Origin of the sequence: Brevundimonas sp. UBA5936 (assembly GCA_002430835.1) — a bacterium.
Taxonomy (GTDB): Bacteria; Pseudomonadota; Alphaproteobacteria; order Caulobacterales; family Caulobacteraceae; genus Brevundimonas.
On sequence record DJDA01000090.1, the window covers coordinates 1 to 11972 of the forward strand.

The 11972-nt window shown below is 68.5% G+C and carries 7 protein-coding genes; 4 read left to right on the plus strand and 3 right to left on the minus strand.

The annotated features are described in order from the left end of the window. From B2Y21_RS08455 to B2Y21_RS08470, 4 genes are all read left to right on the plus strand, one after another. Positions 1–302, plus strand: a 302-nt coding sequence (locus B2Y21_RS08455) for an HlyD family secretion protein (RefSeq protein ID WP_349679419.1), incomplete at its 5' end; no start/stop codon positions are given. A 12-nt stretch (positions 303–314) separates the two neighbouring features. After that, positions 315–3536, plus strand: coding sequence for an efflux RND transporter permease subunit (locus B2Y21_RS08460; protein WP_292058861.1), 3222 nt, complete (start codon positions 315–317; stop codon positions 3534–3536). Beyond that, entirely contained in the window at positions 3533–4150 is a 618-nt protein-coding gene (locus B2Y21_RS08465) for a cation transporter (protein ID WP_292058863.1), read from the plus strand. The genes B2Y21_RS08460 and B2Y21_RS08465 overlap by 4 nt, the downstream gene beginning before the upstream one ends. Positions 4151–4242: 92 nt before the next feature. After that, positions 4243–5076, plus strand: coding sequence for a Ku protein (locus tag B2Y21_RS08470; protein ID WP_292058865.1), 834 nt, complete (start codon positions 4243–4245; stop codon positions 5074–5076). Between the two features lie 3 nt (positions 5077–5079). On the opposite strand, the gene ligD is transcribed toward B2Y21_RS08470, so the two are convergent. From ligD to B2Y21_RS08485, 3 genes are read right to left on the minus strand one after another with little or no spacing between them, the layout of a single operon-like run. After that, positions 5080–7611, minus strand: coding sequence for a DNA ligase D (ligD, locus tag B2Y21_RS08475; protein WP_292058867.1), 2532 nt, complete (start codon positions 7609–7611; stop codon positions 5080–5082). Between the two features lie 51 nt (positions 7612–7662). Beyond that, positions 7663–9342, minus strand: coding sequence for an alkaline phosphatase D family protein (locus tag B2Y21_RS08480; protein ID WP_292058869.1), 1680 nt, complete (start codon positions 9340–9342; stop codon positions 7663–7665). Positions 9343–9353: 11 nt separating this feature from the next. After that, on the minus strand, positions 9354–11912 hold the full coding sequence (locus B2Y21_RS08485) for a TonB-dependent receptor (protein ID WP_292058872.1): 2559 nt from the start codon (positions 11910–11912) through the stop codon (positions 9354–9356). Between the last annotated feature and the right edge of the window lie 60 nt (positions 11913–11972).

Here is an 11972-nt window from a genome sequence, read left to right on the forward strand (position 1 = left end):
GCCCGGAAAGCGGCCGCCTGCCTCCCGCCGGCTCGCCCGTCACCGGCGCCGTCGTCACCGAAGGCCAGTCCGGCGGCGCCCTGACCGTGCCGTCCGAGGCGGTGCAGACGGTCGACGGCGCCACGGTGGTCTTCGTCCAGGCGGACGGCGGCTTCCGCGCCCAGCCGGTGCTGGCGGGGCGTCAGGCCGGAGGCTCCACCGAGATCCTGCGCGGCCTGACCGGAAGCGAGAAAGTCGCCTCGGCCAACGCCTTCCTGCTCAAGGCCGAACTGGCCAAGGGCGAAGCCGAGCACGGCCACTAAGGGAGGGCGATCATGTTCAAAGCGATCATCGAAGCGTCCGTCCGCTTCCGCTGGTTCATCGTTCTGGCCACGACCCTGGTCGCGGCCTGGGGCTTGTTCCAGCTGACCAAGCTGCCGATCGACGCCGTGCCGGACATCACCAACCGTCAGGTGCAGATCAACACCGTGGCCCCGGCCCTGGCCCCCGAACAGATGGAGCGTCAGGTCACCTACCCGCTGGAAACGGCGATGGCGGGCATTCCTGGAATCCAGAGCACCCGCTCCCTGACCCGCAACGGCTTCAGCCAGGTGACGGTCATCTTCAGCGACGCCACCGACATCTACTTCGCCCGCCAGCAGGTGGCCGAGCGGATGGCCCAGGCGCGTGAGAACCTGCCAGAGGGCGTCGAACCGGCCCTGTCGCCCATCACCACCGGACTGGGCGAAGTCCTGATGTGGACGGTTGATCTCAAGCCTTTCGACGCCAAGACGGCACGGGCGGGTCGGCCCGGCTGGCAACCCGACGGCGCCTATCTGACGCCTGAGGGCGAGCGGCTGGACACGCCCCAGGCGCGCGCCACCTATCTGCGCACCGTGCAGGACTGGATCATCGCCCCCCGGATGCGGACCGCGCCCGGCCTGGCGGGCGTCGACGTCAACGGCGGCTATGTGAAGGAATACGCCGTCCGCCCCGATCCGGCGCGACTGGCGAGTTACGGCCTCAGCTTGAATGATCTGATCCAGGCGCTGGACCGCGCCAACACGCAAGCGGGCGCAGGCTATATCCAGCGCGCGGGCGAGGCTCTGACCGTACGCACCGACGCCCTGGCCCAGACGGTCGAGGATCTGGCCCAGGCGCCCGTGGTCAACCGCAATGGTCTGGTCGTGCGGGTCGCCGATGTGGCGACTGTCGAGATCGGCCAGGCGCCGCGTCTGGGCGGGGCCAGTCGCGACGGCCATGAAGCGGTCATCGGTACGGCCCTGATGCTGGCGGGCGAGAACAGCCGCACCGTGGCCCAGGCCTCCGCCGAACGGCTGGAGCAGATCAGCGCCAGCCTGCCGCCCGACATCGTGGCCGAGCCGGTGCTGAACCGCAGCGCCCTGGTCAACTCGACCATCAAGACGGTGGCCAAGAACCTGACCGAAGGGGCGCTGCTGGTCATCGTCGTGCTGTTCCTGCTGTTGGGGAACATCCGCGCGGCGACGATCACGGCCCTGATGATCCCGATCAGCTTCCTGTTCGCGGTCATCGGCATGAACCGTTTCGGCATCAGCGGAAACCTGATGAGCCTCGGCGCCCTGGACTTCGGCCTGCTGGTCGACGGCGCCGTGGTGGTGGTCGAGAACACCCTGCTGCGGCTGAGCCAGAAACGCGCCGATCTGGGCCGCGCCCTGACCCGCAATGAACGCCTTAGCGTCGCCGCCGGCGCCGCCCGTCAGATGGTCAAGCCCGCCGCCTTCGGCCAGCTGATCATCCTGCTGGTTTTCACCCCCCTGCTGCTGTTGGAAGGGGTCGAAGGCAAGACCTTCATCCCCATGGGCGCCACGGTCATGCTGGCCCTGGTCGGCGCCTTCATCTTCTCCTTCACCTTCGTCCCGGCCATGGCCGCCCTGCTGGTCAAGGAGCCCAAGACCGTCCACGTCGATGAGAACGGCGAGGCGGAGGAGCATGAGACCTTCCTGCTGCGCCACGCGCGCCGCTGGATCGAACCGGCCATCCGCGCCGCCGTTGCGCATCCCAAGACGGTGCTGGCCTCAGCGTTCGGGGCCCTGCTGGTCGGCGCCCTGGCCTTCACCCTGCTGGGGCGCGAGTTCATCCCGACGCTGGATGAAGGCGACATCGCCATGCAGGCGCTGCGCGTGCCCTCGGCCTCGCTGGAACAGTCCCTCGCCATGCAGATGGCGCTCGAGCGGGCCATCAAGGCCCAGCCCGAGGTGAAGACCGTCTTCTCGCGCACCGGCACGGCCGAAGCGGCGGTGGACCCCATGCCGCCGAACATCTCCGACGCCGTCATCGTGCTGAAGAAGCGCAAGGAATGGCCCGATCCGAAGCTGCCGAAGGAGGAGCTGATCGCCCGGATCGAGAAGGCCGCCTCGACCCAGCTGGGCAACGCCTTCGAGTTCAGCCAGCCGATCGAACTGCGCTTCAACGAGCTGATCTCGGGCGTCCGCACCGATCTGGCGGTCATGGTCTATGGCGACGACTTCGCCAAGCTCCAGGCGACGGCGGATCAGGTGGCCAACGCTCTGCGCGACACGCCCGGCTCGGCCGACGTGCGGGTGGAGCAGGCGTCGGGCCTGCCGACCCTGACGGTCAGCGTCGACCGCTTCGCCGCCGCCAACTACGGCCTGTCGGCGGCCGACGTGTCCGAAGCCGTCTCGGCCGCCATCGGCGGCGCCGAGGCGGGTCAGATCTTCGAGGGCGACCGCCGCTTCGACGTGGTGGTCCGTCTGTCGGACGCCGAGCGCAACGACCCCGCCGCCCTGAACGCCCTGCCCGTCACTACGGCGAGCGGCGTGACCATCCCCCTGTCCTCGGTCGCCCGCATTCAGGTGAAGGAGGGCCAGAACCAGATCAGCCGCAACGACGGCAGCCGCCGCATGGTGGTTCAGGCCAATGTGCGCGGCCGCGATCTGGGCGGCTTCGTCGCCGACGCCCAGAAGCAGGTCGATCAGCAGGTCCAACTACCCGCGGGCTATTCGCTCAAATGGGGCGGCCAGTTCGAGAACCTGAAGCGGGCCGAACAGCGGCTGGGTCTGGTCATCCCGGTGGTCTTCGTCCTGATCGGCATCCTGCTGTTCATGGCGCTGGGCTCGTTCGCGGAGGCGGGGCTGGTGTTCGCCTGCGTGCCGCTGGCCCTGGTCGGCGGAGCATTGTCGCTGTTGCTGCGGGGAATGCCCTTCTCGGTCTCGGCGGCGGTCGGCTTCATCGCCGTCTCCGGCGTCGCGACCCTGAACGGCCTGGTGCTGATGCAGGCCATCCGCGAGCGGTTGCAGGCGGGGCAGACGCCGCGCGACGCGGCCCTGCTCGGCGCCTTCAGCCGTCTGAGGGCGGTGCTGACCACGGCCCTGGTCGCCATCGTCGGCTTCATCCCCATGGCCATCGCCACTGGGGCCGGCGCCGAGGTGCAGAAACCCTTGGCCACCGTGGTCATCGGCGGCCTTCTGACGGCCACCGCCCTGACACTGCTGGTGTTGCCGACCTTCGCGGCCAAGGCCGTCAAACACCGTAAGGCGGAAGGCGTGGAAGAATGAGCGGCTCGCATCATGGAGAGGGGCTTCAGCGCCGCACCCTGCTGATCGTGCTGGTGCTGAACGCCCTGCTGTTCGTCATGCTCGGACTCGGCGGCCTGTTCGCCGAGTCCAGCGCCCTGCTGGCCAACGCCGCCGACAACGGCTCGGACGCCATCGTCTATCTGATCAGCTTCCTGGCGGTCGGACGGGCGATGGCGTGGAAGCGCGGCGCCGCCCGGTTGTCGGGGATCATGCTGCTGATCTTCGCCGCAGGCGTCCTTCTGGACGTCGGGCGGCGCTGGATCGTCGGGACTGAGCCGGTCGGCTGGACCATGATGGGCCTGGCCGTCATCGCGGCGGTGGTGAACCTGATCTGCCTGATGCTGATCCGGCGTCAGGGCAGCGACGACGTCAACATGCGCGCGGCCGAGACCTTCAGCTTCAACGACTTCGCCTCGAACGGCGGCATCCTGGTCGCCGGAGGTCTTGTCATGGTGCTGAACCAGGCCTGGCCGGACCTGGTGGTGGGGCTGATCGTGGCGGCCATCGCGGTGAAGGGCGGCGTCGACATCCTCAAGGACGCGCGCGAGAACCAGCCCGCTTCGCAGGAAAACGAGGCGAACGCCGAAACCTGAACTGTCGCGGGCAAGCCGGGGAGCCCCCGCGCTTGCCCGCGACAGCGAACATATGTCGGCGCCGGGCATTTAGCCTGTCGAGGAGAACCAACATGGCCGCTCGCCCCACATGGCAAGGACACCTGAAGCTGTCGCTCGTCACCTGCCCGGTGGCGCTCTACACCGCGACGACCAGCGCCGCCGACGTGCGCTTCCACCTGATCAATCCGGACACCCACAACCGCATCCGCATGGTGCCGACCGACCCCGACGCAGGTCCGGTGGAGCGCAGCCATCTGGTGCGCGGCTATGAGGTGTCCAAGGATGAATACGTCCTGTTCGACGACACCGACTTCGACCAGGTGCGGCTGGACAGCACCAAGACCATCGCCATCGACAAGTTCGTCGACGAGACCGACATCGACCGCCTGTATTGGGACGATCCCTTCTTCGTCGTTCCCGAGAAGGGCGCGGGCGTCGAGGCCTTCGCCGTGATCCGCGACGCCATGCAGAAACAGGGCAAGGTCGCGCTGGGCCAGCTTGTCCTGCGCGGAAAGGAACGCCAGCTGGCGCTGGAGGTGCGCGGCAAGGGCCTGCTGGCCTACACCCTGCGCGCCCATGACGAGGTGCGCGACGCCGACGACTATTTCGACGACATCCCGAAGGTGAAGGCCGACGCCGACATGGTCGAGATCGCCGCCCGCATCATCGCCCAGAAGGAGGCCGACTTCGACCCGACCGCCTTCAAGGACCGCTACGACGACGCCCTGCGAGAGATGATCAAGGCCAAGACCAAGGGCGGCAAGGGTCTGGTCGACGTGGCCGAGCCGGACGACACCAATGTCATCGACCTGATGGCTGCCTTGAAGAACAGTCTGAAGGGTTCGGCCGGCGCCGCGCGCAAGCCGGCAGCCAAGAAACCCGCGCCGCGCAAGAAGACGGCCTGAGCGTCACTCCACGCCCATCTTGCGCAGGGCGGGCCTCAGGCTGACGGCGGCGGCACGGAAATCGACCCAGGGGTCGGGCCGCTGAAGCAGTTCGGGCCAGACCCACAGGTTGAAATCCGCAGGAGCCAGCCCCGGCCTCACCTGGTCCCACGACAGAGGAAAAGCGATCCCCGCTCCCGGCCGCGCGCGCGGCGACCAGGGCGCCACGGCGGTCGCCGTCCGTCCGTTGCGCAGATAGTCGATGAAGATCTTTCCGCCCCGCGCCTTCTTGGCCAGGGTGGTGGTGAAGCGGTCGGGCGCCTCGACCCTGATCGCCTCGGACACGGCCTTGGCGAAGGCCTTGTTCTGCTCCCAGGTCACGCGCGAGCGGCCGTCGGCGCGGATCGGCGCGACCACATGAAGGCCCTTGCCGCCCGTCGTCTTGACGAAAGGCTTGAGCCCCAGCCCCTCCAGCTTTGCCTTCACCACAAGAGACGCCGCGATCACGTCGTCGAAGTCCAAGCCCACGTCGGGGTCCAGGTCGAAGGTGATCTGGTCCGGCGTCTCGGGATCCCCCGGCTTGCAGCCCCAGGGGTGCAGCTCCAGTCCGCCCGACTGGGCGACGGCGACCAGGCCGCCCACATCGACGACGGCGACATAGGGCATGCGCGCCTTGACGTCGATCAACTTCAGACGAGGGTTCGATCCGGTCATGGCGTGGCGCTGGAAGAAAACCTCGCCTTCGATGCCGTCCGGGGCGCGGATGATCGACGTGGGCCGGTCGGCTACATGGGGCAACAGGCGCTCGGCCGCCGCCCCATAATAGCGCGCCAGGTCGGCCTTGGTGATGGGCGGGCGGCCTTCGCTCGCCGGCCACAGCACCTTGTCCGGGCTGGAGATGACGACGCCCGCCACCGTGACCTTGCCGCCCTTTTTCGACGGCGACGGCGACGCGGGCGGCTGGGGCGCCTCGGTGACGTCCTCGGCGGTCTTGTCGTCGCGCAGGCCCTTGAAGGCCGCCTGCCGCAATGAACCTGACTCAGTGTAGCCGCCGTGCTCGATCTCGGCGACCAGCTTGGATTTCACCCAGTGGACGTCCTTGCCGCCGTCGGGCGCGCCTGCGCCGGTGAAGGGGCTCCTGTCCGTCGCCTCGGCTTTCAGCGCGGGGATCAGCAGCCGCGTCGCCGCCTCGCCGAAGCCCGTCCCGACGCGCCCGAGGTATTTCAACCCGCCATTCTCGCGCACCCCGACCAGCAACGACCGGAACCGACTGCCGCCCTCCGACGACCAGCCGCCGATGATGACCTCGTCACGCCCCCGGCACTTGGACTTGACCCAGGTCGAGGAGCGCCCGGCGTGATAAGGCGCGTCCAGCTTCTTGTAGATCACACCCTCCAGATGCATCCGGCAGGCGCTTTCCAGCACCGCCTGCCCCGTCGAGGCGAAGTGCTCGACGTAGCGCAGACGCTCGGCGCCCTCGACGCCAATCCGGTCGATATAGGCCTGCAACCGCGCCTTGCGATGCGACAGCGGCAGCTTGCGCAGATCCTCCGCCCCTTCGAACAGCAGGTCGAAAGCAAAGTAGATCAGCCGCCCCGTATCTCCCTCGGATATCGCCGCCTGAAGCGCGCTGAAGTCCGGCATATCATCCTTGTCCAAGGCGCACAGTTCGCCGTCGATCACCGCATCGGGCCAACCGGCCGCATCCGCCGCCAGTTCCGGAAACCGATCGGTCCAGTCCAGCCCCTTGCGGGTCCGCAGCACCGCCTGGCCGCCGCCGACGCCGATCTGCAGTCGATAGCCGTCGAACTTGATCTCATGCGCCCAACCGGTCGCTGAAGGCGGATGATCGACCGCCTTGCACAGCTGGATCGGCACGAAGGCGTGCGGCCGCTTCGCCTTGGACGCCGCCTTGGACGGCGCGGGCATCGGCGGCGCCTTGCAGCGGGTCGGCTTGGAGGATGTCCATTGCGCGTCGCCCTCGGCGATCTGGGCCAGGGAGCGGCCGGTCGTCACCGAGGCGTCGATCTCGGCCAGGGCGTCGCCCTCGCCGGCGACGGCGTATTCGTCCTTCTCCTTCAGCAGCAGCCAGTTGCTGCGCTTGGACGGCTTGCCCCGATCGCTCTTCAGCCGGATCAGCGCCCATTTGCCCTTCAGCCGCTCGCCATGAAGGATCATCTTGATCTGGCCGCGCGCCCAGGCGGCCTCCAGGTCCGGCTCCTGCGGCTCCCAGGTTCCGATGTCCCATAGCTGCACCGTGCCCGCGCCGTAGTTGCCCGCTGGGATCGTCCCTTCGAAGCCGCCGTAGTCGAGCGGATGATCCTCGACCTCGACCGCCAGGCGCTTGACCGAGGGATCGCGCGACGGGGCCTTAGTCACGGCCCAGGATTTCAGCACCCTGTCCGCCTCGATGCGGAAGTCGTAGTGCAGTCGGGTCGCCGCATGGCGCTGGATCACGAAGCGCCGCGCGCCGTCTCCAGCCCGCTTGGCGCCCTTGGGTTCCGGCGTCTGCTCGAAACGCCGCTTGGCCTGATAGGTCTTCAGCTCGCCGCGCATGGGCGATTAATCCGCCCGCGAGGAAACCGTTGCGCGGGGGGCCGGCGGCGATCAGACGCCCGTGATCGTCCCATCGGCGCGGTTCACGCCGACCCGCTTCAGCGCCGTGACCTCGAACGGCTTGGCGAAGATGGTCGAGACCTGCATCAGGGCCGCCTCGGCCCGGCCCTCGGTCAGGGTCAGCAGGATGAAGCCCTTGGCCGACTGATCGCAGAAACGCACCTCGTCATTGGCCTGCATCAGCGCCGCGCCCAGGGGGAAGCCGCCGATGGCGTCGCCGATCGAGGGGCTGGAGACCGCGCTGGTCCCGAACTCGACCGCCCGGCGCGCGCCGTTCGCGTCCTTCAGATCATTGACCCAGAAGGCATGGCTGTCGCCCGCCAGGACGATGGGCTGCACCCCCGCCTCGGCGAAGGCGGCATAGAGGCGCTCGCGCCCGGCCGGATAGCCGTCCCAGGCGTCGAGGTTGAACGGCAGGCCCATCTTGAACAGGAACAGGGCCTGTTCGAACTGGTCGCGATAGGCTTCGGGGATCTGGGCCATCAGGCCCTGAACCTGGGCCTCGGTCAGGGTGCGCGACACGTCGGGACCGACCACCCGCGCCATGACGACCTGATTGCCCAGCACCTGCCACGGACGGCCCTTGGCCTTGGAGGCGGCCAGTTCGCGCTTCAGCCAGTCGCGCTGCTGCGGCCCCATCAGGTCGCGGGACGGATCGTTCAGCTTGGCGCGGAAGGCCTCCAGGTCCAGCACCGGCTCGCCGTCCGGCCCGTCCTTGGCGGTCAGATCCCTGTCATAGGCCAGCGGTTCGGTGCGGCCGGTCAGGCGGGTCTCGACCATCATCAGGCTGGCCAGATCGCCGAAGTGGAAGCTGCGATGGATCGCCTCCTTCAACGCGCCGGGCGCGGCTTCGCGGATCGGCATCCACTCATAATAGGCTTTCAGCGCCGCCGCCTTGCGCTGGGCGAAGTCGCCTTCGCTCTCGGGCTGGTGGTTCTCGGCGCCGTGCAGCCAGACGTCGTTGGCCGTCTCATGGTCGTCCCAGACGCAGATGAAGGGCGCGCGGGCGTGGGCGGCCTGGAGGTCGGCGTCGCGCTTGTATTGAGCGTGGCGGATTCGATAGTCGGCCAGGGTGACGATCTCGTGCGCCGGCTCGGGCACGCGGCCCAGCTTCGGCCCGGTCGCCATGCCGTAGGCGTCGGAATCCGCCCCGTATTCGTAGATGTAGTCGCCCAGATGGACCACGGCATCCAAGGTGGGCAGGGCGGCGATCGCTTCATAGGCGTTGAACAGGCCGCCGGGATGCAACTGGCACGACACCACCGCCAGATTGACCGGCACCGCGCCCTCCGCCGCCAGGGTGCGGGTGCGGCCCATGGGCGAGCGCGTCTCGCCTACGGCGAAATCGTAGCGATAGTCGCGGCCGGGGCGCAGGCCCGCCGCGTCGACCTTGACCGTATAATCGCGCTCAGGCCCCGTCTCGAACCGGCCCGAGGCGACGACCCGTTCGCCCTGCCCGTCCAGCACGCGCCAGGCGCCCGAGACCGGCCCGACATGACCGTCCGCCGGGGTGACGCGCGTCCACAGAATCACCCGGTCGGTCGCCGGATCGCCCGAGGCCACGCCGTGGGCGAAGGCGACAGCGACGCCCTCGCTCGACGGAAGCGTGGCGCAACCCGCCGCCGCGCCCGCGCCGAACAGGCCCAGAAGGCCGCGACGGTTCATGGTCATCGCTCTGGTCCTCAGTAGCGCAGGGTGAAGGCGACGCCGTAGCTGGCGCCCCGTCCGGCGATGAAGGTCGGCAGGCCCAGCGCATCGCCGGTGTTGCCCGCGTCCTTGATGTATTCCTCGTCCAGGATGTTGTCGCCGAAGGCCTCGACGCCCCAGTTCCCCGACGACGGAGCGTAGCGCACCCGCAGGTTCAGCAGGCCGTAGCCGTCCTGATATTCGTCCTGCACCGTGTCGGCGACGAAATTGCCGGTCTGCAGCTCCGGGCGGTCGTTGTCATCGTCGAAGAAGACCTTGGACTGCCAGGTGTAGGTCGGCTGGACCTCGATGGTCCCGGTCTCGACCGGCAGGCGCCAGGTCGCGCCGATCGAGGCCATGTGGTCCGGCGACAAGCGGAAGCGGTTGCCGTCGCGCGCGCCCCCGTCGAAGCGCGAGTGGTTGTAGCCGTAGGTGCCGAACAGATCGAAGGTCGGTGTCGCCGCGAAGGCGACCTGGCCCTCAAACCCATAGGCGTTGGCCTTGCCCGCATTGACGGTGACGAAGCGGGTGCCGTCCTGCTCGGTCGTCTGGAAGTTGTCGTAGGCGTAGTGGAACACCGCCCCGTCCAGCCGCAGGCGGCGATCCATCAGCGCCGTCTTGTAGCCGACCTCGAAGCTGTCGACGGTTTCGGCGGGGATGACTTCAAAGGTCGGGGCGCCCAGCGGAACGGACGGGCCGCGCACCTCCAGCACCTCGGGGCGACGGCCGCGCGCATAGTTGGCGTACAGGCTGGCGTCGTCCGACAGGGCGTAGCGCGCCGTCAGACGCCAGGTGAAGCCGTCGTCTTCGTGATCCGCCTGGATCAGGTCGCCGTTATTGGCGGTCGGCTGGGCGGTGACGCCGAACAGCGGCAAACCCGAGGCCACGGGCAGATTGGCCGCGCCCGGCGTGGCCAGCCCCGTCAGGATGGCCGTGATCTGCTGCTGCAGCCGCTGAGCGCCCGCCAAGTCGCCGGCCTGGGCCAGACGTTGCGCCTGCACGCCGAGCGTCTGCACCGCCACCAGGCCGCCGGCGATGGAGCGGCCGTTCAGCACCGCCGCGGAATAGCCCGTCGTCTTGTCGTCGCGCGTCCAGCGCACCCCGCCCGAGAACTCCAGACGATCGGTCGCCTTGAAGGTCAGGTCGCCGAACAGGTCATAGGAGGTCAGGTCGGCCCGGTTCGTCGCCGTCTCGATGTGAGCGGGCTTCAGATTGCCGACGATGCCGGGAATCAGCGGATGCGCCGCAGCGGGCAGCATGGACTGGAGGATGCCGCCCATCAGCAACGGCGTCGGCGCGGCGTAGAACATCTTCAGCCGCTGGTCGCCCAGCGGCGTCGCCAGTTGCAGCAGGGCCAGACGCTCGTCGAACTGGGTCGGCATCCGCTGGAAGCCTTCCTCGTTGAAATAGCCTGCGCCGACGAAGCCAGAGAAGCGGCCGCCGTTGTCGAAGTTCAGGCGGAATTCCTGGCTCCACTGCTCGCCATAGGCGTGCTCGGCCGCCGTCAGCAGGGGCAGCGACGTGCCGTCCGGATCGAACACCTCGGTCGAGTCGAACTGGCGATAGGCCGTGGTCGAGTTCAGCGTCAGCGACGGCGACAGATCCCACTTCACCAGGCCCGTCACGCCCCAGACCTCACGATCCAGGCCCAGGCTGGCGCCTCCGTCGAAGTCCGCGCCCGGCGTCAGGGCCGCCCCTTCCCACGGCGCACGACCGCCCAGGGAGGCGCCCGTCCTCGGGTCGAACGGATCATAGGCGATCGACTTGAACGAGGTGCCGCTGGCCGTATCCGTCTGATAGTTGGCGATCAGATCGGCGCGCAGATTGTCGGTCGGCGCCCAGGCGCCCGACAGGCGCAGGGCCTTGGTCTCGATCGAGTTGTAATCCTCGCCGCCAAGCAGGTTCTCGACCGTACCGCCGCGCGTCTTCATCCGGGCCGCCAGGCGCAGGGCGCCGGTCTCGCCCACGGGCGCATTCACGAAACCCTCGACCGCGCGATAGTCCAGGTCACCCGCCTCGATACGGGCGCCGGCGTCGAACTGGCCCGGACGGGCGCGGTTCTGCACCAGATTGACCGCCCCGATCAGGGCACCGCGACCATAGAGGGTCGACTGCGGCCCCTTGGCCACCTCGACCCGCTCCATGTCGAACAGTTCGACATAGGAGCCGCGCGACTTGGAGATCGACACCCCGTCCTGGAACACCGACACGCGCGGCTCGGCGGTGGCGGCGCCCGAGTCCGAGGTGATGCCGCGCATCACGAAGCCCGGATTGTTCGGCGACTGGTTCTGCACCAGAAAGCCCGGCACGAAGGCCGACAGCTGATCGAACTCCTGCACCCCCAGGTTTTCCAGGAAGTCGCCGCTGTAGGCCGTCAGGGCGAAGGGCACCTCGATCGGATCCTGGGCGCGCAGCTGGGCCGTCACCACGATGTCGTCCACCGCGGTCGTCGTCTCGCCCGGCGAAACGCTTTGAGCATGAGCGGCGCCCGCCGCCATCAGGCCCGCGACGGCGGCGCCCGCCAGAAATCCACGCTTGAGGCTGATCGGCTTCATGGTCTTACCCCCTGAGAAAGCAGGGCAGACCTAAAGACGCTGAATGTCGCGGGCGCGACG